The sequence below is a fragment of the Marinobacter sp. 1-4A genome, from assembly GCF_016597725.1.
In the GTDB taxonomy this organism is placed as follows: Bacteria; Pseudomonadota; Gammaproteobacteria; order Pseudomonadales; family Oleiphilaceae; genus Marinobacter.
In genome coordinates this window covers 337418-360343 of record NZ_VCGY01000004.1, presented here as the reverse complement: position 1 = coordinate 360343, position 22926 = coordinate 337418, and the positions used below count along the sequence as shown (strand labels likewise).

Sequence of the window (22926 nt, the reverse complement as noted above, 5' to 3'; positions counted from 1 at the left end):
CCAACCCGGATACCTCTCAATGACTATCAGTGCATTCGAAGCTTTTGCTTGCCCACTCGACGGTTCTGCGTTGCAGCTAAAGGGCAGAAGCTGGCAGTGCGAGGCTGGTCATAGTTTCGATATTGCCCGACAGGGTTATGTCCATTTACTACCCGTGCAGAATAAACGCTCCAAAGATCCCGGCGACAACAAAGAGATGGTTGCGGCTCGCCAGCGGTTTTTGAACGCTGGTTTTTATCAACCTATTGCAGATGCTCTCAGCTCTGCCGTTTTTCATAAGAACGACCACAAGACTAGGCTGACGTGCTTAGATGCAGGGTGCGGTGAAGGGTATTACATGCACTATTTGGCCGAAAAGGCGCCCGGCACCACAGAGCTATCTCTTGTGGGGTTGGATATTTCCAAGTGGGCCGTGCTGGCAGCCGCCAAGCAATACAAAGGCCCCGCATGGGTTGTGGGAAGCAATGCAAACTTGCCTGTACTTCCGGAAACATTGGACCGCGTGCTGTGCCTATTCGGCTTTCCCATGTATCCGGAATTTGCCCGGGTGCTACGTTCAGGTGGAGAGGCTGTTTTGGTGGAGGTAGGGCCGGACCACCTTAAAGAGCTGCGTGAAATCATTTATCCGGAACTGAAAGCGCCCAAACCGCCTTCAAATGCAGCTCCGGATGGGTTTACCACGGTAGAGACGAACGTTATTCGTTACAGCCTGACGTTGCCAAACAAAAACGCCATTGCCGATTTGTTGGCGATGACACCGCACCTTTACCGTGCAAGGGCGGAAGGTTTAGCCCGCGCTGAAGAGCTTGAATCACTCACAGTAACGGTTGAAGCTAACCTTAAACGCCTTAAAAATAATTGATTAACATAGCAGGCTATTGGTCTTTATCAGTCGAGTCTGAGCGGTCGCCCCTTCCTAATATGACCCGCTTTTCCGCCTTGGTGATAAACAGAGAATCCGCGAGAATGTGAATGGCTTTGTTGGTGGTGCGCACCGCATGGTAAATCTGCTTACTCGCTTGATCGTGGGTTTGCCGGGCTTTGTTTGCACTCTGCCGAAACTCGTCGTCTTTTGAAAACCGAGCGACCAGACTGAAGGTGGTATTCGAAATGGCTCTGTGCATCTTTTCCACCGCACTGGCGCCGCCGGATACCGTATCTTCCAGCAGCTTCGCCCTGTTACGAACTTCGTAAAGATCCAAACGGCGCTTTTGTATATCGCTGTTGACCGCTATGCGGTGGGCGTTGAGCGTGCGCATAAGCGTTCTGGAGCGCTGGAGCTGCGAAAACCCATAACAAAGACTTCCGGCTGCAGCCACCAGTAAGAGCAATGCGAAAGCGAGAGAGGTAGTCACAGCGGGATTCTCCTAGCGGTACTCAATATTCAGCTCAACGTCGATGCCACGCTCAATCATCTCAACTTCCAGTTCTTTTATTACTTCTTGATAGACCATTTTTCGCACCATTACGGGGAGCTTATCGGCTAAAACCCGAGCAGAACGGGATTCACGCTTTGCCACCGCAATCGGATTGAGCACTTTTAACGTAAGGATCAAATGCGGTTCTTTATCTAAATCGGATAAGGGGTCCTTCTGTTTAGTCTCGGTGATCATGCGAGCAACGATTTTGCGTTGCTCGATCACTTGCCAGCAAAGAACTCCGCTGAACACGGTGAGTAGTATGCTGAATATCAGGAGTAAAGTGGCCAATGCATGCCTCCGCGAATTCATTATTCGATAGTCAGCAGTGTGCCTTATAGGCGGGGCTGTGCGATTGGCCGTGACGACGACGCTAAAGCGCTCCGTATGAAGTTAGAACATCAGCTTAAAGCTGTTAAGATCCGTTCATTGCGACTCTTAGCAAAATTCGCCCAATAATCGTAGAAAGACCTCTTAAAAGGGATAGGTAATGACCAAGCCAGCACCAACCACATACGACCTGATTGTCTTCGGAGCTACCAGTTTCGTCGGCCAGATACTTACGCAATATTTGTTTGATTCATACGGCATTGCAGGTGAGGTCAAGTGGGCCATTGCCGGTCGTTCAGAATCCAAACTGAGCACACTTAAATCCAGCTTGGGCGAAGGTGCTGGCGAACTACCGGTGATACTCGCAAATGCTACGGATGATCAGGCCCTTAAAGCGATGTGTGAGCAAACACGAGTTGTTATCTCTACAGTTGGACCATACGCACTGTATGGCGAGCCTCTTGTGAAAGCTTGTGTTGAGACTGGCACTGATTACTGCGATTTGACTGGCGAAGTTCAGTGGATCCGCCGCATGGTTGAGCGCTATGAGGATCAAGCAAAGGCATCTGGCGCACGTATTGTGCATTGTTGCGGATTTGATTCTATCCCATCGGATATGGGCGTGTGGTTTCTGCAGCAACAGGCTGAAAAAACATTTGGTGAAGCCTGTCAGGATGTACGCATGCGCGTGAAGGTTGCTAAAGGTGGTATATCCGGGGGCACCGTTGCCTCTATGATCAACGTCGCCAAAGAAGCTGCAAGCGACCCGAAACTGCGCAAAGAACTGGCCAATCCATTTTCTATCTGCCCGCCTGAGCATCGCTCAAAGGTACGCCAGCCCAGCCTTAAAGGTGCGGAGTTCGACAAAACCTTCAACGTATGGCTGGCACCCTTTGTAATGGGGGCAATCAATACCCGTATTGTGCATCGATCCAACGCGATGCAAAACGCACGTTATGGCAAAGAGTTCACCTACGATGAAGCCATGATGACGGGCACAGGCACTAAAGGCCGCCTTACGGCCTACGGTATTACCGCTGCCTTGATGGGCTTTCTGACTGCATCCGCGATCAAGCCAAGTCGCTGGCTGGTTGAAAAATTTGTACCCCAGCCGGGTGAGGGTCCGACTCCGGAAGCCCAAAAAGCAGGATTTTACGATTTGCGTTTTGTGGGGCGCACTCAGGATGGCAAAACCATGATCACAAAAGTGACGGGCGATGCTGACCCGGGTTACGGATCTACCGGCAAAATGCTGGGCGAAGCCGGTATGTGCCTGGCATTCGACATTCCCGCCGACCAGCCGGGCGGATTCTGGACCCCGGCATCGCTACTGGACGGTCATTTGCTTGATCGCTTAACCAGCAAAGCTGGGCTTACGTTTGACGTTGTTGAAACTCGTTAACATGCTGCTTTAAATCGTAAGCTGAACCACGCGGTCGGTGCCCGGTAGGGCGTCCGGCCCGTGAGCCAAGCTAATAACCGCTTTGCCTTCCAACCACGCATCCATTTGCTCAATAATTTTCTCCCGCGTGGCTGCATCAACGCCCGTAAAAGGCTCGTCCAATATAAGCAAAGAGGCGGGGCTCAAAAGCACCCGGGCAAGAGCAACACGACGTGTCTCACCGCCCGACAAGCGGCTTCCTGAATTGCCCAACCAAGTATCAAGTTGATCTTTTTCAGTAAGGAACCGTTGCGCCAAACCCACCAGTTCTAAAACTCTCCATAACTGCGCATCGCTTGCATCCGGAGCGCCCAACAATAGATTTGCCCGTAAGCTGTCTTCGAACAAGACAGTTTTCTGGGTTAGGTAAGAACAGGGAAGGCTCGCACAGCCGCCGTTCGATGGAGTCAGTAGGCCTGAAAATACATCGGCAAGTGAGGACTTGCCGCTGCCTGAGTGCCCAAGAACACCAACCCGCTCTCCCTTTTTCACCTGCAGATTAAAATGCGTAAAAATCGGCGAATGTTCGGGATGTTTCACTGTCAGGTCTTTGGCCAGCAGGGCCGTGTCTGCAGGCAGTTTAATGGGTTCCAAACCAGCTTGAGGTCTTGTCTCTCTGCAGTCGCGATTTAGGCGCGCAGCAGAAGCCTGAGTCGCCCCTAGCTTGCTGAAGGCTTCAGGTAGCATGTTGTACACTTCTGCCAGGCCGAGCAGGGCGATAGGCAGCAGAACCAAAACCGGCTCGGAAATGATTCCCGAGCGGAATAGTTCAAAGCCCGCCCAAAGCGCAAACACAGCAGTTAGATTTACTAATAAAAGGGAGCCAGCCTGATGCCATCCGGTACGGGTATCTGCTTTTACCTGCTCTGACGACACCTGATGCGCCTGCCGTAAAAGCCACGCGCCGTGCTTGCCCGTGCGCCCCGCTGCGGTAAGTTCTGCAAAGCCTTCCAAGTGCTCCACAACCGCCATTCGCAGCGCTTCTTGTTGATCACTTTGGCTAGAGGAGATTTTTGCTGTTCGCACATAAACAGCCAGCGTTGCCAGCAGAAATGCTGCGCTGAGTATGAGTGCGATGCCTGCAGCAATCTGAATATTAAACAGTAACCAAGCCAGTCCGAAGACCAACAGCGTTACAAACGCCGCTAAGCCCGCAGGTGCAATCAGGCGCAAGTACACAGTATCCAGCGCATCAACATCGTTGGTCAGCCTGGATAGCCATTGGGCTCCGGTTAACTCTCGCCTCTGGCCGCGGCCGGTAGCCGCAAGCTTACGGAACAGCGCTACCCGAATGTCCGTTAACAGCCTGAGCACGGTATCGTGGTTATAAAGTCGCTCCACATAGCGGGAAACCGTTCGGGATACGGCGAAAAAACGAATACCCCCGCCGGGTACATACAGATTTATTGTGGCGGGTAGGCTGGCTGCCAGAAGAATGCCCACTAAGGCGGTTTCAGTGATAAACCACCCGGAAAGCGCAAGCAAACCAAGGCCGGAGAGCAGGGCGGCTAGCATCAGCAAAGCGCCGACAAAAAGCCGTCCCGGGCGCCGGTAGATCAACTTCAGCCAGGGTTTTAATTCAAACATCGTTAACCTCCCCGGCAGACACCAGCAGTACTCGGTTAGCGAGTGCCAAGAGCGCCTGATGGTGGGTAGAAAAAATCAATGTTTTTCCGGCTAAAGCAAGCTTGTGGAGCGCCTCCAGTACAAAAATTTCACTGTCGCTGTCGAGACCGGCAGTGGGTTCATCCAGCAGGATCACATCGTAGTTGGCCACAAAAATCCGCGCCAAACTCAAACGCCTGGCCTGACCACCGGATAAGCCCTGACCATCTTCTGCAATCTTGCTGTAAATACCCTCCTCCCGGCTGTCCAGCAGGGGGCCAAGACCAACATTTCTTAATGCGGTTTCAATCGCTATATCGGACGAGTTTGGGCTGGTTAACCGAAGGTTGTCGGCCCAAGTACCCTGCACGAGAAAGCCGCTCTGGCCGAGCCAGCCGAAGGCGAAGCTTCCCGCTGGCTGGCCAAACAAGTGAACTTCGCCGCTGTCTGGCGTAAGAAACCCCGCCATAAGATTCAAAAGCGTGGATTTCCCGCCTCCGGATGGGCCAGTTAGGGCAATAACATCGCCTTTTCGGATGACCAGAGATACATCGTCCAAAACCTTATGGCCTGAACGAAAAGCCAGAGATACGCCGCTTAATTCAATCGTTTCGATGCGGGCAATGGGGGTGGGGCTAGAAGGCGCATTATGATGATTTTCTATCTCTGCGCTTGCGGCTGATATAGGTGATTCCACTTCACCCAATCTGGCCAATATCTCTGCACCAGCGCCAAGAGCAGCGGCCCGGTCATGGTAATGCTGCGAAAGCGTGCGCAAGGGCTGAAAGAACTCAGGCGCAAGCAGCAAAATCAAAAGCCCGGAGAAGAGGGTTAAATCAGAAGACGGGCCGTAGGTGATATAGCCCAGAAGACCAAAACCAATGTAGATGGCGATAATGGCAATGGCCACAGAGGCGAAAAACTCCAGAACCGCCGAGGATAAAAACGCAACGCGCAGTGTTTTCAGGGTAATTTTACGGTAGTGGTCCGACCGCTGCTCAATCACCTCTGCAGCACTTTCGGTTTGCCCAAACAGTTGCAGAGTGGTTAAGCCGCGCACTTTATCCAAAAACTGCCCAGACAACCTGCTGATGGTTTCAAAATGCTGCTGGTTGAGCTTTTCCGCGCCCATACCCACAAGCGCCATAAAAAAGGGAATCAACGGCGCGGAAAGAAGCAAAAAGATCCCGGCAAGCCAGTCGAGATAGAACACCAGAGCCAGAATCAGTAGCGGAACAACAAGAGATAGCGCCATCTGCGGCAAAAAACGGGCGAAGTACCCATGCAACGCGTCGACGTGGTCAATCCACTCCCGGGCTAAACTGCCCGCAGAGATTTGCCCCAGCTCTAGAGGGCCGCTGTTGCGCCAATGTTGATGAATCTGTCGTCGGGCAGTGCGGCGCACCTGTTGGCTGCATTGGGCCGCTAGGTGGGCCTGAGTACCTTGAGCAATCGCCCGAAACACAATGGCCAGTACAAGCCCGATAAAAAATGGCGCTAGCGCCGAAGCTGACGCTTTTTCAATAACCCCAAGATGAATAATGTGCGCCAGAAAGACCATCTGTACGATAGTCGCTACGCCCGCGAGAGTACCTGCAGCAACCGTGCCCTGAATCCAGCGCCGGTTGCCGCTTGTAAGCCCTGAAAGCCAGCGCCGGACTGCGCGCTGGTCAAGAGCTGGATTTGACACTTAGTGGTAACCCTCCCCGGCGCGCACTTTACCCCGGAACACCCAATAGGTCCAGGCGGTATACGCCAGTACAAAAGGAATCACAATCAACAGGCCGATCAGCAGGAACAGCTGCGAATCGTATGCTGAGGCTGCGTCCCATAAGGTGTAGTCGGGCGGCACAAGATAGGGCCAACGGCTGACAATCAATCCAAGATAGGTCGTAATAAACAACCCCATCGTGGCTACAAATGGCATACCTTCAAAACGGTTGCGCACCGACCGGAATATCTGGAAAGCGCACAGCAGAGTCAGCGCTGGAAATATCCAGATTATGCTCAGGTTTGAGAACCAGCGTTCCCGAACCATATCGTCAATAAACGGTGTCCAGATACTGACAATACCGAACACCACAAGCACGGCCGCCAAAAGGGGCAGGGTGATTTTATAGGCCCACTCCTGCAACCGGCCTTCGGTTTTCATGATCAGCCAGGTCGACCCCAACAGCGCATAACCTGCAAGCAGGCCAAGGCCAGTCAGTACAGTGAAGGGGGTAAGCCAATCTAAGGCGCCACCTGTGAACACGCCGTTAGCTGTTTCGTAGCCCTCAATGTAAGTGCCAACGACAACGCCCTGAGCGAATGCTGCCACGGTAGAGCCACCTGCAAACGCCCAGTTCCACAGATAGCGCGAACTGCGGGCCTTGAAGCGGAACTCAAAGGCAATGCCGCGGAAGATCAGGCCAGCGAGCATCAGGAATACGCCAATGTACAAAGCCGGTAGCAGAATGCTGTACACCAACGGGAAGGCTCCCAAAAGCCCGGCGCCGCCGAGTACCAGCCAGGTCTCGTTGCCGTCCCATACGGGCGCAACAGAGTTCATCATAACGTCGCGATCCTGTTCCGAAGGAGCAAACGGGAACAGGATTCCCACACCCAGATCAAAGCCGTCCATCAGCACGTACATGATGACGCCAAAACCGATGATAAACGCCCAAACCAATGCTAGATCAAGCAGTTCCATAATCAGTGCCCTCCTTGTTTGGTCGGCTGTTCATTCGAGTCGTGAAGCTCAAATTCGGTGTGTGCCGCAGACATAGGCCGCTTAGGACGTTCCGACTGAATATCCGGCTCGTGTTGAGAGCTTTCCATTCCTTCGTACAGCACACGCATTAGGTAATAAACACCAGCGGTGAAGACCAACGAATACACAACCACATAGCCAATCAGCGTAAACAGCGCCATGCCACCGGTCAGCGATGGTGTGACAGCTTCTGCCTGAGTCATCATGCCGTACACAAGCCAAGGTGCTCGCCCAACCTCTGTTACGAACCAACCGGTCAGCACCGCGATGAATGGAGCAACACTCATAAAGCGCATGCTCTGCAGGAACCAGCGGGAGCGCCAGTAGCGGTCACCAAAGCGCAAAGCAAGGCCGGTGAGAGCGAACAAAATCATCAGCATTCCTAGCCCAACCATGATTCGGAACGACCAGAACACGATGGCAACCGGCGGTTGCTCTTCTACCGCAACCTCCTTGAGGCCGGGAATTTCTCCATCCCACTCATGGGTCAGGATGAGGCTGGCAAGCCCGGGAATGCCAACTTCATAAAGGTTTCTCTGGTTTTCTTGATCCGGAATGGCAAAAAGTAGCAACGGAACATTCCGGGAGGTTTCCCAGTTTCCTTCCATTGCAGCGACTTTTGTTGGCTGGTGTTCGAGGGTATTAAGCCCGTGGAAATCACCAACCACCAACTGCGTGGGTGCCAGAATAAGCAGCAGCCAAAGACACATAGAAAGCGCTTTGCGGTTTGCTTCCACCTCACGACCTTTCAGGAGGTACCAAGCGCTAACGCCTGCTACAACAAAACCACCGGTAAGGAATGAAGCAATCACCTTGTGAGCAAAGCGGAACTGGAATGACGGGTTGAAGATTGCCTCGCTCCAGGAGGTGACATGGAAAATGCCATCCCTCAATTCGGTGCCTGCCGGAGTTTGCATCCAACTGTTTGCTGAAAGGATCCAGAACGACGATATGAAGGTGCCAGTAGCGACCATAATTGCGGCGAAAAGGTGAACGCCGGGCGGAACCCTATCTCGGCCGAATAGAAGAACACCAAGGAAGGCGGCTTCAAGGAAGAAGGCTGTAATAACTTCATAGCTCAACATAGGGCCAAGGAAGTTGGCAGAGGCCTGAGAAAAGTTACTCCAGTTGGTTCCGAACTGGAACGACATAACGATGCCCGAAACCACACCCATCCCGAACACAACCGCAAACACAGTCGTCCAGAATGACGACAGCTTCACCCAAACCGGATTTTTGGTTTTGAAGGCAAGCCCTTCGAGTACGGCGATATAGGAAGCAAGACCGATGGTGAACACCGGAAAAATGGCGTGAAATGACACGACAAAAGCGAACTGGATTCGCGATAGGATGAGAGGATCTAGTTCCATAGGAACCCCCGGTAAAGTTAACGTCACAATAAACGAGCACAGCGCGCCCGCTCAGCTGCTGCCTTAGCTTAAATTGTTCTATTGTTATTACCGGCAGATAAAGAGCATGCTACTGGATATGATAGCAAAACCCATAGGGCAGATTGTCGCACCCGTTGATTAAAAACAAGTATGGTAAAAAGCATGAGCTTTTACGAAGAACGCATCCTGCCCCACGTTATAAACAAAGCCTGCTCCTTGGGGCAGGTTATGAAACTGCGCAGTCAGCTTGTGCCAAGGGCAAAAGGGCGCGTTTTGGAAGTGGGGATGGGCTCTGGAATCAATCTCGAATTCTACAACCCAGACCAGATAGACATGGTCTACGGACTGGAGCCCTCCGAGGGCATGCGCCGCAAAGCCCTGCCAAACTTAAACCGTTCACCTGTCCACGTGGAATGGTTAGGGCTGCCGGGGGAACAAATCCCTTTGCAGGACAACAGCGTGGATACCGTCTTACTTACCTTCACGCTTTGCACCATTCCTGATTGGCACGCAGCACTGCTGCAAATGAAGCGCGTGCTGAAGCCCGGCGGAGAGCTTTTGTTTCTCGAGCACGGCGAGTCGCCCCACGAGAACACCCGCAAATGGCAGAATCGCATAAACCCCGGTTGGAAAAAGCTGGCAGGCGGCTGCAACCTGAATCGCCATATCGCCGATCTGATACGCCAAGCAGGGTTTGAGCTGGAAGAATTGGAAAACCTATACATGCCTAACGCACCAAAAATAGCCGGTTATATCTACAAAGGCGTCGCTCGCAAGCCTGAAACAGAAGGGAATCTCTGACTGAAAGCGTTTTGAATTGCGTTATCGTCCATGGCCTTATACAATTCTGGCCCTCAAAACTTCCCCCCGAATGCTCCGGTGGTGGAATTGGTAGACACAAGAGACTTAAAATCTCTCGACCTCACGGTCGTGCCGGTTCGATTCCGGCCCGGAGCACCAATATTTTCAATAGCTTACCTCTAATCTTGAGTTGATATCCTTTTCGATATCTTTTTGTGTAGACGCTATGTAGGCAGGTGCAGTCGAGAGTTTGCACTTTTCATTAGCTGTATGCTGGGGCAAACGCACTCATCCAGATTAGCCATTGGGTTATAATGATGTTTAACTATACTGGGCCCAGTAATAATCCGACGTGAGTATTTATGAGCCACGTGCAGACAACAGAACGTCAAGGGGATAGAGATGTCGCACTAGCGAGAATCTTCTCTCCGTCAATTTATAGAGAGCTTGCGACCAAAGGAAGATCTCCAGCGCTTTCTAGGCTTGCAGGTCAGTGCGCGCTATTTGAGCAGGTTAGGCATGGCAATGTCGCAGATTTGTTTGAGCAAGCCTTCTCTGAGCTAAAGCGGGGAAATAGATCTGAGTACGTTTACAAGGCGGTACTAGCCAAAAAAACCATTCTTGGCATTCACAATCTCAACACTGCGGCTCTATTGTCAGAGTTCAGGGTAGGATCATCAAAAGCTGATATTGTAGTGGTTAATGGCACGACCACCGTATACGAGGTCAAGTCTGAGCGTGATAAGCTTTGCAGATTGCCTGGGCAAATAGCGGACTACTTGAAGGTGTTCGGTAGGGTAAATGTAATTCTCGCTGAAAAGTATGTTGAAGATGCTAGGAGAATTCTACCTGAATCAGTTGGAATTCATCGTTTAACCAGACGCAATCAGATCTCCGTAGTGCGAGAAGGTTTGGATAATTCAAACAACGTCATATCCTCAGCTATTTTTAATTCACTTTCTGTGAGAGAAGCGTCGGATGTCTTGCAAGAGCTTGGAATCGTTAGTCCAAGTGTGCCTAATACTCAGCTGTACTCTGAGCTTGCAAGAATCTTCGAGGATATACCCGGGAAAACTGTACACCGGGCGACCGTAAAGGTGCTCAAAGCTTCACGATCACAAAGTCACTTAAAAAACTTTATTTCGGGGCTTCCAAGCTCTTTAAAGGTCAATGCGCTTACTACACCCGTGAGAATTAAGGACAGATCACGAGTGCTGGAAACTCTAGACCTTCCAGTTGAAATTGCTAAAAAATGGATTTGAGTATGTATTTTCCTTTTTTTCGAGGTAAGCAATATGATTTGCTTACCATCAGGGAGAGCACTGAGGTTTTAGTTAGTGCTGGCTTTATTCCGATTATTGAACCTGTAAAAGAATCGTTTAATAGTTTAAACAGGTGTTTAGCTTCATTGGACGAGGCAGAGGCAGAGTGCATTCTGATTGCCAACCCTAGATATGGGGATCATGCGCAACAACATGAGAATTTACAGGAGTTTATTGCAGAAGATGTTAATGATTCCCCCTATATTACTATAGGAATTCTTTTACTCGAGACCACGCCGATTGAGGAGGTTGAGCGTCTTTACAATCTATTTAAAGAAAAGAAGATATCTTTTATTCATAGCGGCTTTAAGAAACCAAAAGACCTTTTGTTGTGGTTAATCGAAAACAAAGTAGGTGCGCGACAAATTTTCATCGAAAATAATTGCGGAAAAATATATCGACGTAATTTTAAAAAATTTGATCGTGTGCTGATTCGGGACGGGTTTGAGAAGCGCATCAATCGGAAGCACCCAGAGGTAGAGGAGTTTTCAGACCTACACCTTACTTATTCGGAAGAAGGGGTGGATGGTTTTGGCGATTTCTTGATCGTCGGGGATGATTACTCCGAGGGAGGGGGGCCAGCTTATGCTGTTGCTATCCATCTAACGTATATTGATGACGCTGAAGACAGCATCATGTATGTACATCATTTTAAGTCCATAAGACAAGATACCCCCACAGATCCCGCTGGTAAATTTCTGGAAGCACTTGATAAATTGATTAGTGCGGTAAACGAGCCAAACTCAAAAATATGGCAGACCGAAGCGGTTAAAGAGTTTGTTCGTTTACACGAAAAAAAACACTTCCCCGGTTTAGGCACGGTGAAGAAACTATCAATGCTACATCACCTTGAAACCTTGGCAATCTTCGCAAAACGGGAGCAATAATGCGCTTCTGTTGTGGCAATTGCATCGGTGACCGATACATTAAGCGAGAGATAATACCTTCAATATCTAGAGTCGAAGGTACGTGCTCATTTTGCAATTCTCAAAATGTACAGCTGGTTGAACCCGTTGCCCTGAGAGAGCGTTTTGAGTTGCTTCTAAGTATTTATTCGCCAGATCCGGAAGGAAGACTCCTTGTCGAGTGGCTCCGTGAAGACTGGGCTATCTTCGAGCTACCTCAAATGGAAATTGCCCATGCCAAAGAGCTCCTCGCGGAGATATTGGATGATGGAGACATCGTTAGAAAGCCATTCTCCCCTTCAACCAGTTGTCATACCAATAGCTTAGAGGATTGGGCTGGTCTAAGGGAAGAGCTTAAACATAGAAACCGTTTTTTTCCCGAAATGGGCTTGGACCTTGCCCGCCTTAGGGAACTTTTCCCTCATCTTATTTTTGATGAGCTTAGAGCCGACGAACCGTTTTATCGAGCTCGAATTCAGTCAGCTGGACCTTATAGCGAAGACGAAATGGGAGCTCCTCCGCAAATTTTAGCCGCGCACGGTCGTGCGAACCCCGCGGGAATACCTTATCTGTATCTTGCCTCAACGGACTTGACAGCCATTTCTGAGATCAGGCCACACACTGGTGAAAAGATTTCAGTAGGTAGGTTTCTAATTCCCGAAGGATTGAAATTTGTTGATCTTAGGAGGCCTAAAAAAACAGTTTCACCGTTTATTCTGGAAGATGAAAATGATGTTGCGACCCTGAGAGGGGACGTCATGTTTCTAGAGCGTTTAGGTGACGAATTGACCCGCCCCGTGCTTCCGAAGGCTGCGGCGATAGATTATATTCCGAGCCAATTTCTCTGTGAATTTGCAAAGAAATGTGGTTTTGACGGAGTGGTTTACCGAAGTTCCGTAAGCGATGGTATGAATATAGCGCTCTTCAATCCTACGATAACTCAGTGCCTAGGAGTGGCTGAATACAATGTCTCGAAAGTCTCTGTAGAAGCTCAGCCTTAGTTGAATCCTGATATTTGCTCGTACAGTTATTGACAGAGCTCCAAGATAGCGGGCAATTCTCACTGTTCAGTTTCTCCCATGCATAAGCGGTATCGTCAGGTGGTGCGTCGATTTCAGTTTGTGTGACTTCAGAGACTTGAGTGAGGCGCGTGACGCGTTCGAGCCAGGAGTCGCTTGATGTGGACGTCAATTCTTTCGTTCGCTGCGGTCGTTTTGCCTCCCACCGTGTAGTCCTCGTGTAATCCAGTATCGACCCCGAGAGTAAAGACCAAACAACTGGCCCTTAGGTGGCCCTTCTGATATGAAAAACATTGTTAAATTGAGTTTTCCACGTTCAGAATCGAACTTCCATGGGCTAGAGTTATTCCAACTTGTATCCGGGGTAAGTGCGCTCTGGATAGTGGCTCTGTCTTTACACGCTGTAATTATAACCCATTCTAAAAGGCTTTCTATGAAGACACTTATCGCTATGGTTCTGATTTTTTCGGCATCATCAATTCAGGCAAAAAGCATCTCAGATACGCTTGAAGGGAACGAGGTTAACCATTTTCAGCTTTTGGTCAACAACCTGAATATGCTGTATATTGCCGTGAAAGATTTCGATACAAAAAATGAAGAAAACAAGGGTGAGCCAAGAGAGATCTACACCAAATTTAGAGCCGACAAAGAAAATAGGCTTTTCATAAGCGCTTTGTATGAGGCGCCATTCATACAGGTTACTAGCGATGAGTGTGACGCGCTACTCGAGGAAGATCGTACAAAGATGCTTTCGATGGAAAAGGGCTTGCCTCAAATGATCAACTTGGTTTCCTACTATGATCTGAGTGGCGATGAAGTAGCCGAGATCACTGCTGAGGCTCGATATCAAGTGACCATTCAGGCGAAAGAAAATAAAGAGCTGAGCGTCACCTGTATGCAGTAGTTTTATTATCCTCCTATCTCGGTTTGATCGCCCGTCGTTGGAGAGGTAGGCCGTTAATCTAAACCTTATACTGGTTTAATTCTGGTCAACTTGCCATTCCCAAAATCTCGCTCCGTTAGGCGGATATTTCTAGATTCGGTAAGTGGTCTAGATTCGTACTCTTACTGATAGTACTACCTGATCTCAAGGGAAAGACTCACGACGTCGCCTCTTAAAACAGACAAAAAAGCTTAGTTTAAAGTCATATACAGGGAAGTCTAAAGCTATGGAAGTACCGCAGATTGTATTTTTATTATTGATTCTCGTCGTGGTGGTTTGGTTTTTTAAGTCGATCCTTCGCGACTTATACCTCGGTTTCAGGAAACCCAAAACGGGAAAGGCATTTGAAAGGCCGCTCTCAGAAGCTGCGATATCAGTGCAAGAACTAGCAGATCAGGGCGACGCTCAGGGCTTTATCATCGCCCTTGAGAATGGTGGTGCGAGCCTTGTCGCGGAAGCCACCGAATTGCTTCGGTTAGATTTGGAATTTACCCGCCGCTTGGCAGAATGTTTCCCCGACAGCGCGCTGGCTCGCTTCATATACGGCGACAAGTTATGCGACGAAGCATTCAAAGTGAGGACGGGTGCACGGGCGGAAGATGTCAGTGCTCAACAGTTTGATGTCTTTAAGCAGTATCTGATTGAAGCGGCCGCAGAGCTATACACGGCGCATGACCGCGACCCGCAGTTTCCACTTGTGTACGCGTCGTTGATGGCGGTTCAACTCGGTCTTAGTCAAAAAGACGATTTACTTCTGTGGGCGGAGAGGGGTGAAAAGGTGGCTCCGGGATTAATTGATTATCGCCTTACGGTTGTTACAGCCCTGACGAAGAAATGGCTTGGCTCGCATGAAGAGATGTTTGCTTGGGCGCGCCGCTACTTCGGGAACTCAACCCACCCGGTCGTGAATGCACTGATCCCATTTGCCCATATTGAATACTGGACCCAACTGCCAAAATCCGAACGAGCAACCTACTTCGAGAACAAAGCGGTCAAGAAAGAGATTAATGACGCTTATCGTCATTTCTGCAAAACCGAGGCAGGCAATGATTTTCTTAGCCGCCAAGAAAAGGCTCTGGGTGAAAACATATTTGCGATGTGCTTCATGCAGGCAAAGGATAACCGGCGGTTGAAAGCAAGCCTGAAATTGATCGGACGAAATGCCACTCGTGCTCCATGGTTTTTCCTCGGCAGAGGCGACTCGACCAAGGTTGTCAATGAGCTACGGGACGTAGTTGGCCTCAAGTCGTTATGACACTGTATAGGCTGAATATAGGGAAGCCAGACCCCGGCTTGGAGCACTATTGATAATATGACCACCTCTCTTAACCACCTCTACTCTTTCCGCCGCTGCCCCTACGCCATGCGTGCCCGCCTCGGGCTCTTGTTTGCCGAGCTGCAAGTGGAACTGCGCGAGATTGTCCTGAAAGATAAACCAGCTCAAATGCTCGCCATCAGCCCGAAGGGCACAGTGCCTGTTTTACAGCTTACGGATGGCGTTGTGATTGAGGAGAGCCGGGATATTATGATTTGGGCTCTGGAGCAGCATGATCCGCAAGGGCTGTTGGATGCAGCGGTTTTGGATCAAGCCAAGGCCTTGATCGAGCAGAACGATAACGAGTTTAAGCACTGGCTGGATCGCTATAAATACTCTGATCGTCACCCCGACATGAGCCAGATGGAATATCGGCAACGGGGTGAAGCTTTTTTGCAGATTTTGGAGCGATTGCTGACTGAAAACCCGTTTCTGCTCGGACATCAGCCAACCATAGCAGATATAGGCATCATGCCTTTTGTCCGCCAATTCGCCCATGTGGATCGAGATGCTTTTTATAGTTTGCCTTATCCGAACTTACAACGCTGGCTGCAACTCTGGTTGGAGCATCCGCTTTTCCTGAAGGCGATGGTTAAGTATCCGCCATGGCAAGAGGGGGGGTGATGCGGTGGTTTTTCCTACTTAGGTGGCAGTAGCACGATCAGGCGATATTAGTTCGATATGGCCGCGCAGTTGCCTCCATGTTGACTTCGGCCGTCCGTTGGACAAAAATTCCAGTGCTACTGTAAGGAGACAGGCTGCCCCCATGGAAGAATATGCGCATTTCTCTATTTCCCCCTTATCAGATACCGAGTCGTCCCTTATTAACAAGCAAGGGCAACGCATTGCCCGGATTCGCGGCATTGTTCTAGAAAAGGCGTTCTGTATCGACAGCGGCCGATTTCTTGTAGTTACAACAGATGACTGTCCGTTCGAGGAAGGATTCCACGTCTCACTTATTGATGAAGACGGTTCTCTTTTGGAAACAACCCACAGGGTTATCCCATACACTCCCGGAATTGTTACCGCCGTATATGCAGAGAATAGTGACACCATCAAGATTGCATTACACGATGGTGAGACCATTCGAATTACCCTGATACCTGAAGGCACCAGAAATCCAGCAAGGTATATACAGAAGGGTTTTCGATCAAGCAACGGCATATTTGGGAAACACTATTTGCAAGTAGACTCTACTTCTGAGAGTGCCGTTCAACAGAAAAGGGAGTTTTTATGACCGATATATCCAAGCATGCGACCGATCCGGCGGCAGAAGAGGCTATCAGACAACTGGAGGTTCAGGCGGTCAATTTTTCCTATCGATTTATCAGGGATTCTCGTACTCGAGGCGAGTACCTGAAGATGACTCGGATCATGTCCGACGGTATACGACGTTCCTACATGAAAGGTGAGTTGTCAGCAAACCAAGCTGCCAGGGCTGCCCAACAAATGCGGAACGAGATTCTTGAGTTCTCAAGGCAGAACTCGTCTGACATCGGTAGGGCCTTTGCCAAGGCTAAAAAAGCGCAGGGACTGGGACTCGACGAGTTAATCAAAAAATACGCAAAGCAACTACATTCGAGACCCTTTGAAGAGCTGTCCGAGGCCGAGCGCAGTAGCGTTTATTTAAAGATAGTGGAACAGTCCGGTGCGCCAAACAAAGCGGTCAATAATGCGGCGCGCTCTCTGGGTAAGACAGCACGGGGTCTGTGGGTTCTGACCGCATGCTTTGCAACCTATAATATTGCAAGTTCTGATAACAAAGCGAAGCAGGCAGGGCGTGAGCTTGCCAACATTGGAGGCGGCTTTGGCGGAGGTGCTGCTGGTGGTGCCGCTGCCGGCGTTTGGTTTGGTGGGCCTATTGGTATAGGAGCCGGAGTCATTATAGGCGGAATCCTTGGCGCTATAATGGCAGATCAGGTGTATGTGGAGATGGCTGGCCCTGACGGGGAGTTCGCTAAGCGTTTTGTACCCAGATTTACTTCTGTTTTCGGTGTTGATGAAGAAAAAATGGCTGCAGCGCTCTATACCGAAGCTCGTTTTGAACTCTCTAAGGTAAAAAGTGTTTTCGTACAGCTGTGGGATAAATATTCAACGGATGCAGATGACGTAGCTGTTCGTTACTTAAAGAAAGTTCAAAAATCAAGGGGCGCTACCTATCAAGCATTACGGCAAAATCTAGGCTTGAGGAACTTACTTATTGATATCCTTGACGGTGGCTGGACTGGTAGAGAGGAAAGCGAATACATAAAATTTCTTCGCACGATGTGACTTTGTAATTATGCCCGGGTAATTCCCTCCTCTCTTTTAGCCCGAAGGGTACCGTGCCTGTCTTACAGTATGCTGACGGCGTTGTGATTGAGGAGAGCTGAATTACCTTAATGAGGGGGTGCCATGGTTCAAGACCGTATAGACAAACCGCTGACTTTGAAGCTTGGGCATGAAGAGTTAATCATTCGCCGGCGCTATGAGGTGATTAGCATCGCTAATGACTTCTTTATTGCTATCTGGTTTCTAGTGGGCAGTATCCTATTCCTGTACCCGGAGTACGAAAAAGCGGCTGTTTGGCTTTTCATCATTGGTAGCTTCCAATTTTTGGTACGACCCACCATTCGGCTGGTTAGCCATATTCATGTAAAGCGGATACCAGCTAGCAATTGGGAGAGCTAGGAACCAAAACCTCATCACATCCCCAAAATCAAGGCTCATCCTGCTCTGGCAGTGGCTGAATGCTGTTGATATCACCGGTTGGCGTCGCAGGCTCATCAAGAATAATGACGTAAATTCCGCCTGCAATGATCGCTATGGCCACAATCGCCTTCAGTATGTTGGAGTTGAGCATTCCCTTCTCCTATGAATCGGCTTGCTGTCTTATATACAGACCCTATGGGCAACGCGCTGCTAAAACAACCGCTAAGGTGATGTTCTACAAAAGTCGCTTCGACAGTCTAGGCGTCCTGCCTGATACTGACTGCTTAAATGCATTTCTAGTTCCCGGGTTTATGAGGTAGTTAATGATGGCCGATCTAGTTACTCGAAGTACGGATAGCAACGGCATTACCACGCTTACCCTTAACCAGCCGAACAAGCGCAACAGCCTGTCGATGGCAATGCTTGATGCTTTGGCTGAGGCGTTATCGGATAGTGCGGCAGATGATGCTAGTCGGGTTGTGATCATTGCTTCGGCGGGTAAGGTGTTCTGTGCCGGGCATGATCTCAAGGAGATTCGCGATCAACTGAATAGCAACGAGTTTCAGCTGGCGTTATTTAAACGGTGCAGTGAAGTGATGCAGTTGGTCGTTTACCTCCCAAAGCCGGTGATTGCGCGTGTGGCGGGTGTTGCAACGGCTGCAGGCTGTCAGTTGGTGGCCAGCTGTGATCTTGCTGTGGCAGCGGACTCTGCGCGCTTCGCAACGCCAGGCGTGAATATTGGGCTGTTCTGTTCAACGCCTATGGTCGCTTTGTCTCGCAACGTGTCCCGTAAGCATGCCATGGAGATGCTGCTTACAGGCGAGATGATCAGTGCTGCTCGTGCAGAACAGATTGGGTTGGTAAACCGCGTTGTTGATGAATCGCTGTTGGATGAAACTGTGTACGGCATGGCTCGCACCATTGCGGAGAAGTCTGGGCACACCTTAAAAATAGGTAAGGGCGCTTTCTATAAGCAACTGGAAATGCCGTTGGCAGGTGCTTACGACTATACGGCCAAGGTTATGGCTGAAAATCTACGGGCGCACGATGCGCAGGAAGGCATCTGTGCGTTTTTGGATAAGCGCAAGCCGGAATGGAAGGACAGCTAGCGGTTAGTACAGTTGTTTTCTCCTAGCTTTAGACGGTCTCCAATGCCAATGCCGTTGGCCTTGAAAAAGCCCATGTTCATTTCTACGGCCGATACAAACTCGACTTCGGCAGGGTAGCTGGGGCATCGGGCGCCATTGGTAGATTCGCAAGGCTCCATCTGCCGAATGTTGCCAATAATGCCTTGCTCATCAAGGTACGCGATATCCAACGGGATGAGTGTTTGGTACATCCAGAAGCTGTAATCCGGCCCCCGCTGCTTTTGGTATTGAAACAGCATGCCCGAGTTGGCAGCCAGAGATTCCCTGCCCATGAGTCCTTTTTGGCGTTCTTTTGGGGCGACCGCAAGTTCCAGCCGAACGTGTACAGTATTCGAGTCCGCCACAAAGCATCCGGTATGAACCGGCAGTTTGGCAGACGGTTCAACCGCCCCGGAGCCGGAGCAGCCTGCTAGCATGGCCGCAAGGCTTAGTGCAGTGCGTGAGTTTCGCATCAGCTACGCAGCCGGTAACCGGTTTTGAAGATCCACCAGATGCCTGCCATACAAGCGCCGAGGAAGAGAAGAGTCATTCCTACGCTTATGCCTATATGCACATCAGATACGCCATAGAAGGCCCATCTAAATCCGCTGATCAGGTAAACCACCGGGTTAAAAAGACTGATGGTTTGCCAGATCTCCGGGAGCATATCGATGGAATAGAAGGTGCCGCCAAGAAACGTCAGCGGGGTCACGATCATCATGGGAACAATTTGCAGCTTTTCGAAACCATCGGCCCAGATGCCGATGATAAAGCCGAACAAACTGAAGGTGACGGCAGTAAGCACCAGAAATGAGAACATCCAGAAGGGATGCAATATGCTGTAGTCCACAAACAGGCGTGCAGTGGCGAGAATGATCAAACCTAATATGACGGATTTGGTGGCTGCGGCACCCACATAGCCCAGCACTACTTCAACGTAAGAGACAGGCGCAGAAAGCACTTCGTAGATGGTACCGGAGAACTTCGGCATGTAGATGCCAAACGAGGCGTTGGAGATGCTTTGCATCAGCAGCGACAGCATGACCAAGCCGGGAATTATATAGGCACCGTATGCGATGTTGTCGATATCGCCCATGCGCGAACCGATGGCCGAGCCAAATACCACAAAATATAGACACGTGGAGATGACTGGCGAAAGCACACTTTGCATCAGAGTGCGCCGCATGCGAGACATTTCAAAGTTGTAGATGGCTTTAACACCGTAAAAATTCATGCCTTTCTCCCGTTAGCCTTCGGCTGGTTCGTGCACAAGGCCGACAAAAATCTCTTCCAAAGAACTCTCCCGGGTGCGAAGGTCTCGGTAGTCGATTCCAATATCCCCAAGTGTTCGCAGTAGTCGAGCCACACCGGCTTGTTCCTGTTGGGAGTCGAAGGTATAGATCAGTTCATAGCCATCGTCTGAAAGTTCTACCGGCTCCAGTAGGAGTTCACCGGGCACCTTTTCGAGCTTGTTCTGCAGTTGCAGGCGTAGTTCCTTTTTGCCGAGTTTGCTCATTAGCTGGGTTTTGTCTTCCACCAGAATTATTTCGCCTTGGCGAATGACCCCGATGCGATCCGCCATTTCCTCGGCTTCTTCGATGTAGTGGGTTGTGAGGATAATGGTCACTTCATCTTCCCGAAGCTTTCGTACCATCTCCCACATATCACGGCGCAGTTCTACATCTACGCCCGCCGTAGGCTCATCAAGAAACAGTATTCGCGGTTCATGGGAGAGCGCTTTGGCAATCATCAGCCGACGTTTCATACCGCCAGAGAGGGTCATGATGCGATTGTTGCGCTTATCCCAAAGCGATAAATCCTTTAGTACTTTCTCAATGTGGGCTGGGTTGGGCGCTTTGCCGAACAGGCCCCGGCTGAATGACACGGCATTCCAGACGGTTTCAAAGGAATCGGTATTGAGCTCTTGCGGCACTAGGCCAATGGTTTCGCGGGCTTTGCGGTAGTCTTTTACGATGTCAAAGCCTGCGGCCCGGACTTCTCCGGAAGACATATTGGTAATGCCGCAAATAATGCTGATCATCGTGGTTTTGCCAGCCCCGTTGGGGCCGAGCAAGGCAAAAATTTCGCCTCGATTGATTTCCAGATTGATGTTCTTTAGGGCCTGAAAGCCGCCCTCATAAACCTTGTTCAGGTTCTTAACGGAAATATCCGGCTGCACGGGCGTGTCCTGTTCCTGAAAGTGGGTCAGAGATGAAAGCGCAGCATTTTCTCATGTATGGCGCTGGTTTAGAAATCTTTGCCTGGAGTGGGATAGTGTCCATAATGGTTCGCTGTTTTCAATACGGTTTTCGCTATTGTTTTCACGAGGGGTCTCAACTGAGTACCGGTATGTTACGAGCAATTGTGGTTCTGGGTTTTATTTTGGCCTTTATTTCAGCGGTTGTGTTCGGTGGCCGTTGGCTACAACCCACAGATAAAACCCTCCCGACGGTGGACCAACCGGTCTGTGATCTACTGGAGGCGCCCTGTGAGTGGCAAACAGATGCAGGAGTGTGGAAGGTGGGCCTGCAACGTTTGGGCGATGGTAGGCAGGGCGAAGAATACCAGCTATCTGTTCTTACACCGACAGCACCGAAGCGGTTTTTGGCCGTGTTGCGTGGTGAATCTATGTATATGGGGGAGTACCCGGTGCCCATGCGACACGAAGGCGGCGATAGGTATTCAGCTCGTTTTTCGGCACCTCTGTGCACGACGGGTGGAGAAATGGTCTGGCGAATTGATCTACAGGAAGGGCAGAAGCCTCTTTCAGATGTGGTGCCGATAAAGCTGGTATTTCAGGCCAGAGATCACTCAGCCAGCTAAACAGTGGGATTCAATAGATATCCCGGCTGACAAACATTCAGGAAAGTGTAAAATCGTGCAAAAATTCAGGCTAACTTTAGAGAAATCGTGATGGAATACGGGGACAGTGTACAAAAAGTATTGCTTCGGAAGATTCGCAAGGCAGAACAGGATCTCATGCAGTTAAAGCTGGACTACTGCCGTTTCGTATTTGGTCTCACGCATCGGGCCAGAGTCGTGTCTGGAGGAGCCACTTATCTGGTTCTCTCTGTAGATGTTGAGTCTATGGCAACCACCGATGATGGTGCATTTACCCGTCCATCTGTGGCAGGTGTACCCGCAGATAAGCCTAACCAGACAGAGCCTGTTCCATTGGGGACAGACTGGATGCTGGAACAGCAAACTAAAAGTTAAGCAATTAGATCAGTGCGTTCGCTGTAATGGCCGAGTAAAGGCTGTTTTCAGGCTGAACGTACTGGTGGCTCTGCCAGTATTCGGCGCCTTCCAGTCCGGCTCGAAAGCAGGCAAGTAATACTCCGCAGGATGTCAGTGTTGCAATGGCTTGAATGGCTTCCGTCTGTCGGATACCGGTTTTGCGGTGAGCAATTTGTGCAACCAAAGCTGCAAGCGCGTCGCTGTGGCGCTCGGATTGGCTGCACAGGGCGCAACCGGCCCCGTATAACCAAGCAACTGCGTAAGCACGAACCGTTTCGGGAGCTTCGCTCAGATGCAGCCCACTTATTCGGCAATCCCGTTCCTGTAACCCCGCAAGAATATGCAGGTGGGTAAACAACTCTGTACGATCCGTAGAAGCTGGACGTTTCGGCTTTCGCAACACGGGCTTCTCTTTACGTGCCAGTTGTGTCGGCGGGTGCCCGGCACTGGCTGCCATGAGCGGCTCGGTGCGGGCCAGCATCAGCATTCGCCACGCTAAAGTCACAAGCAAAACCAGTAAGCCAGCCTGAGTAAGTGCAACAAGTGCGTCGATCATGAGTGGTGCTACCTTGAATATTGCAGAACGTTTCAGGAGTGTAACGGATTGTATCTGTTGGCCGCCGCTAACT

The 22926-nt window shown here is 50.3% G+C and carries 26 protein-coding genes and 1 tRNA gene; 16 read left to right on the top strand and 11 right to left on the bottom strand.

Going from position 1 to position 22926, the window contains the following annotated elements:
• The first annotated feature begins 19 nt into the window (after nucleotides 1–19).
• Nucleotides 20–862: a putative RNA methyltransferase gene (locus FE845_RS11440; protein ID WP_200364647.1), complete on the top strand. Its 843-nt coding sequence runs from the start codon at nucleotides 20–22 to the stop codon at nucleotides 860–862.
• 13 nt (nucleotides 863–875) lie between these two features.
• Here FE845_RS11440 and FE845_RS11435 read toward each other — a convergent pair whose 3' ends face one another.
• Nucleotides 876–1355 carry a hypothetical protein gene (locus FE845_RS11435; protein ID WP_200364645.1) on the bottom strand — a complete coding sequence of 160 codons (480 nt, stop codon included), beginning with the start codon at nucleotides 1353–1355 and terminating at the stop codon, nucleotides 876–878.
• Nucleotides 1356–1367: 12 nt separating this feature from the next.
• Nucleotides 1368–1709: a hypothetical protein gene (locus FE845_RS11430; protein ID WP_200364643.1), complete on the bottom strand. Its 342-nt coding sequence runs from the start codon at nucleotides 1707–1709 to the stop codon at nucleotides 1368–1370.
• 199 nt (nucleotides 1710–1908) lie between these two features.
• Between FE845_RS11430 and FE845_RS11425 the strand changes: the two genes are divergently transcribed.
• Entirely contained in the window at nucleotides 1909–3150 is a 1242-nt protein-coding gene (locus FE845_RS11425; protein WP_200364640.1) for a saccharopine dehydrogenase family protein, read from the top strand.
• Nucleotides 3151–3159: 9 nt separating this feature from the next.
• Here FE845_RS11425 and cydC read toward each other — a convergent pair whose 3' ends face one another.
• The 4 genes from cydC to FE845_RS11405 are packed head-to-tail and all read right to left on the bottom strand — an operon-like array spanning nucleotide 3160 to nucleotide 8916.
• Nucleotides 3160–4776, bottom strand: a complete 1617-nt coding sequence (gene cydC, locus FE845_RS11420) for a thiol reductant ABC exporter subunit CydC (RefSeq protein WP_200364638.1) — start codon at nucleotides 4774–4776, stop codon at nucleotides 3160–3162.
• Entirely contained in the window at nucleotides 4769–6484 is a 1716-nt protein-coding gene (gene cydD, locus FE845_RS11415) for a thiol reductant ABC exporter subunit CydD (protein ID WP_200364636.1), read from the bottom strand. The genes cydC and cydD overlap by 8 nt, the downstream gene beginning before the upstream one ends.
• Nucleotides 6485–7486, bottom strand: a complete 1002-nt coding sequence (gene cydB, locus FE845_RS11410; protein WP_200364633.1) for a cytochrome d ubiquinol oxidase subunit II — start codon at nucleotides 7484–7486, stop codon at nucleotides 6485–6487.
• Between the two features lie 2 nt (nucleotides 7487–7488).
• Nucleotides 7489–8916 carry a cytochrome ubiquinol oxidase subunit I gene (locus tag FE845_RS11405; RefSeq protein WP_200364631.1) on the bottom strand — a complete coding sequence of 476 codons (1428 nt, stop codon included), beginning with the start codon at nucleotides 8914–8916 and terminating at the stop codon, nucleotides 7489–7491.
• A 183-nt stretch (nucleotides 8917–9099) separates the two neighbouring features.
• Between FE845_RS11405 and FE845_RS11400 the strand changes: the two genes are divergently transcribed.
• The 11 genes from FE845_RS11400 to FE845_RS11350 all read left to right on the top strand — a co-directional run bounded on the left by FE845_RS11400 (nucleotide 9100) and on the right by FE845_RS11350 (nucleotide 17912).
• A complete protein-coding gene (locus tag FE845_RS11400; protein WP_200364629.1) occupies nucleotides 9100–9738 on the top strand; it encodes a class I SAM-dependent methyltransferase in 639 nt (212 codons plus the stop codon).
• A 72-nt stretch (nucleotides 9739–9810) separates the two neighbouring features.
• Nucleotides 9811–9897: transfer RNA gene (locus FE845_RS11395), tRNA-Leu, on the top strand.
• 203 nt (nucleotides 9898–10100) lie between these two features.
• A complete protein-coding gene (locus FE845_RS11390; protein ID WP_200364627.1) occupies nucleotides 10101–11000 on the top strand; it encodes a sce7726 family protein in 900 nt (299 codons plus the stop codon).
• Between the two features lie 2 nt (nucleotides 11001–11002).
• Entirely contained in the window at nucleotides 11003–11947 is a 945-nt protein-coding gene (locus FE845_RS11385) for a sce7725 family protein (RefSeq protein WP_200364625.1), read from the top strand.
• Nucleotides 11947–12966, top strand: a complete 1020-nt coding sequence (locus FE845_RS11380; RefSeq protein WP_200364623.1) for an RES family NAD+ phosphorylase — start codon at nucleotides 11947–11949, stop codon at nucleotides 12964–12966. The genes FE845_RS11385 and FE845_RS11380 overlap by 1 nt, the downstream gene beginning before the upstream one ends.
• A gap of 301 nt (nucleotides 12967–13267) precedes the next feature.
• Nucleotides 13268–13888, top strand: a complete 621-nt coding sequence (locus FE845_RS11375) for a hypothetical protein (protein ID WP_200364621.1) — start codon at nucleotides 13268–13270, stop codon at nucleotides 13886–13888.
• A 265-nt stretch (nucleotides 13889–14153) separates the two neighbouring features.
• The gene (locus tag FE845_RS11370; RefSeq protein WP_200364619.1) at nucleotides 14154–15182 is read left to right on the top strand and encodes a hypothetical protein; all 1029 of its coding nucleotides are present in this window, start codon (nucleotides 14154–14156) and stop codon (nucleotides 15180–15182) included.
• A 57-nt stretch (nucleotides 15183–15239) separates the two neighbouring features.
• The gene (locus FE845_RS11365) at nucleotides 15240–15866 is read left to right on the top strand and encodes a glutathione S-transferase (protein WP_200364617.1); all 627 of its coding nucleotides are present in this window, start codon (nucleotides 15240–15242) and stop codon (nucleotides 15864–15866) included.
• A 142-nt stretch (nucleotides 15867–16008) separates the two neighbouring features.
• Complete coding sequence (locus tag FE845_RS11360; RefSeq protein WP_200364615.1) at nucleotides 16009–16479, top strand: hypothetical protein; 471 nt, start codon at nucleotides 16009–16011, stop codon at nucleotides 16477–16479.
• A complete protein-coding gene (locus FE845_RS11355; protein WP_200364613.1) occupies nucleotides 16476–17513 on the top strand; it encodes a hypothetical protein in 1038 nt (345 codons plus the stop codon). Before FE845_RS11360 ends, FE845_RS11355 begins: the two co-directional genes overlap by 4 nt.
• A gap of 123 nt (nucleotides 17514–17636) precedes the next feature.
• Nucleotides 17637–17912 (top strand): YrhK family protein, encoded by a 276-nt coding sequence (locus FE845_RS11350; protein WP_200364611.1) that lies wholly within the window; start codon nucleotides 17637–17639, stop codon nucleotides 17910–17912.
• Between the two features lie 28 nt (nucleotides 17913–17940).
• Here the strand turns inward: FE845_RS11350 and FE845_RS11345 are convergent, their stop codons facing one another.
• The gene (locus FE845_RS11345; RefSeq protein WP_200364609.1) at nucleotides 17941–18084 is read right to left on the bottom strand and encodes a hypothetical protein; all 144 of its coding nucleotides are present in this window, start codon (nucleotides 18082–18084) and stop codon (nucleotides 17941–17943) included.
• Nucleotides 18085–18256: 172 nt separating this feature from the next.
• Here FE845_RS11345 and FE845_RS11340 point away from each other — a divergent pair, with 172 nt between their 5' ends.
• Nucleotides 18257–19042 carry an enoyl-CoA hydratase gene (locus FE845_RS11340; RefSeq protein ID WP_200364607.1) on the top strand — a complete coding sequence of 262 codons (786 nt, stop codon included), beginning with the start codon at nucleotides 18257–18259 and terminating at the stop codon, nucleotides 19040–19042.
• On the opposite strand, the gene FE845_RS11335 is transcribed toward FE845_RS11340, so the two are convergent.
• Genes FE845_RS11335 through FE845_RS11325 form a run of 3 tightly spaced genes read right to left on the bottom strand, consistent with a single transcriptional unit; the run spans nucleotide 19039 to nucleotide 21239 of the window.
• Nucleotides 19039–19533, bottom strand: coding sequence for a DUF192 domain-containing protein (locus tag FE845_RS11335; RefSeq protein WP_227714266.1), 495 nt, complete (start codon nucleotides 19531–19533; stop codon nucleotides 19039–19041). The two genes, FE845_RS11340 and FE845_RS11335, sit on opposite strands and share 4 nt — an antisense overlap.
• A complete protein-coding gene (locus FE845_RS11330) occupies nucleotides 19533–20294 on the bottom strand; it encodes an ABC transporter permease (protein WP_200364605.1) in 762 nt (253 codons plus the stop codon). Before FE845_RS11330 ends, FE845_RS11335 begins: the two co-directional genes overlap by 1 nt.
• A 12-nt stretch (nucleotides 20295–20306) precedes the next feature.
• On the bottom strand, nucleotides 20307–21239 hold the full coding sequence (locus tag FE845_RS11325) for an ABC transporter ATP-binding protein (protein ID WP_200364603.1): 933 nt from the start codon (nucleotides 21237–21239) through the stop codon (nucleotides 20307–20309).
• Nucleotides 21240–21409: 170 nt separating this feature from the next.
• Here FE845_RS11325 and FE845_RS11320 point away from each other — a divergent pair, with 170 nt between their 5' ends.
• Complete coding sequence (locus FE845_RS11320; RefSeq protein WP_200364601.1) at nucleotides 21410–21883, top strand: hypothetical protein; 474 nt, start codon at nucleotides 21410–21412, stop codon at nucleotides 21881–21883.
• A gap of 90 nt (nucleotides 21884–21973) precedes the next feature.
• Nucleotides 21974–22276, top strand: a complete 303-nt coding sequence (locus FE845_RS11315; protein ID WP_200364599.1) for a hypothetical protein — start codon at nucleotides 21974–21976, stop codon at nucleotides 22274–22276.
• Between the two features lie 4 nt (nucleotides 22277–22280).
• Here FE845_RS11315 and FE845_RS11310 read toward each other — a convergent pair whose 3' ends face one another.
• Nucleotides 22281–22853, bottom strand: coding sequence for a hypothetical protein (locus tag FE845_RS11310; RefSeq protein WP_200364597.1), 573 nt, complete (start codon nucleotides 22851–22853; stop codon nucleotides 22281–22283).
• Between the last annotated feature and the right edge of the window lie 73 nt (nucleotides 22854–22926).

Excerpts from the sequence above, each read along its gene's own strand:
- FE845_RS11440 (WP_200364647.1), top strand. The coding sequence starts at position 20 with ATGACTATCAGTGCATTCGAAGCTTTTGCTTGCCCACTCGACGGTTCT.
- FE845_RS11425 (WP_200364640.1), top strand. The coding sequence starts at position 1,909 with ATGACCAAGCCAGCACCAACCACATACGACCTGATTGTCTTCGGAGCT.
- cydC (WP_200364638.1), bottom strand. The coding sequence starts at position 4,776 with ATGTTTGAATTAAAACCCTGGCTGAAGTTGATCTACCGGCGCCCGGGA.
- cydB (WP_200364633.1), bottom strand. The coding sequence starts at position 7,486 with ATGGAACTGCTTGATCTAGCATTGGTTTGGGCGTTTATCATCGGTTTT.
- FE845_RS11405 (WP_200364631.1), bottom strand. The coding sequence starts at position 8,916 with ATGGAACTAGATCCTCTCATCCTATCGCGAATCCAGTTCGCTTTTGTC.
- FE845_RS11400 (WP_200364629.1), top strand. The coding sequence starts at position 9,100 with ATGAGCTTTTACGAAGAACGCATCCTGCCCCACGTTATAAACAAAGCC.
- FE845_RS11390 (WP_200364627.1), top strand. The coding sequence starts at position 10,101 with ATGAGCCACGTGCAGACAACAGAACGTCAAGGGGATAGAGATGTCGCA.
- FE845_RS11385 (WP_200364625.1), top strand. The coding sequence starts at position 11,003 with ATGTATTTTCCTTTTTTTCGAGGTAAGCAATATGATTTGCTTACCATC.
- FE845_RS11380 (WP_200364623.1), top strand. The coding sequence starts at position 11,947 with ATGCGCTTCTGTTGTGGCAATTGCATCGGTGACCGATACATTAAGCGA.
- FE845_RS11375 (WP_200364621.1), top strand. The coding sequence starts at position 13,268 with ATGAAAAACATTGTTAAATTGAGTTTTCCACGTTCAGAATCGAACTTC.
- FE845_RS11370 (WP_200364619.1), top strand. The coding sequence starts at position 14,154 with ATGGAAGTACCGCAGATTGTATTTTTATTATTGATTCTCGTCGTGGTG.
- FE845_RS11365 (WP_200364617.1), top strand. The coding sequence starts at position 15,240 with ATGACCACCTCTCTTAACCACCTCTACTCTTTCCGCCGCTGCCCCTAC.
- FE845_RS11360 (WP_200364615.1), top strand. The coding sequence starts at position 16,009 with ATGGAAGAATATGCGCATTTCTCTATTTCCCCCTTATCAGATACCGAG.
- FE845_RS11355 (WP_200364613.1), top strand. The coding sequence starts at position 16,476 with ATGACCGATATATCCAAGCATGCGACCGATCCGGCGGCAGAAGAGGCT.
- FE845_RS11350 (WP_200364611.1), top strand. The coding sequence starts at position 17,637 with ATGGTTCAAGACCGTATAGACAAACCGCTGACTTTGAAGCTTGGGCAT.
- FE845_RS11345 (WP_200364609.1), bottom strand. The coding sequence starts at position 18,084 with ATGCTCAACTCCAACATACTGAAGGCGATTGTGGCCATAGCGATCATT.
- FE845_RS11340 (WP_200364607.1), top strand. The coding sequence starts at position 18,257 with ATGATGGCCGATCTAGTTACTCGAAGTACGGATAGCAACGGCATTACC.
- FE845_RS11335 (WP_227714266.1), bottom strand. The coding sequence starts at position 19,533 with ATGCGAAACTCACGCACTGCACTAAGCCTTGCGGCCATGCTAGCAGGC.
- FE845_RS11330 (WP_200364605.1), bottom strand. The coding sequence starts at position 20,294 with ATGAATTTTTACGGTGTTAAAGCCATCTACAACTTTGAAATGTCTCGC.
- FE845_RS11320 (WP_200364601.1), top strand. The coding sequence starts at position 21,410 with ATGTTACGAGCAATTGTGGTTCTGGGTTTTATTTTGGCCTTTATTTCA.
- FE845_RS11315 (WP_200364599.1), top strand. The coding sequence starts at position 21,974 with ATGGAATACGGGGACAGTGTACAAAAAGTATTGCTTCGGAAGATTCGC.
- FE845_RS11310 (WP_200364597.1), bottom strand. The coding sequence starts at position 22,853 with ATGATCGACGCACTTGTTGCACTTACTCAGGCTGGCTTACTGGTTTTG.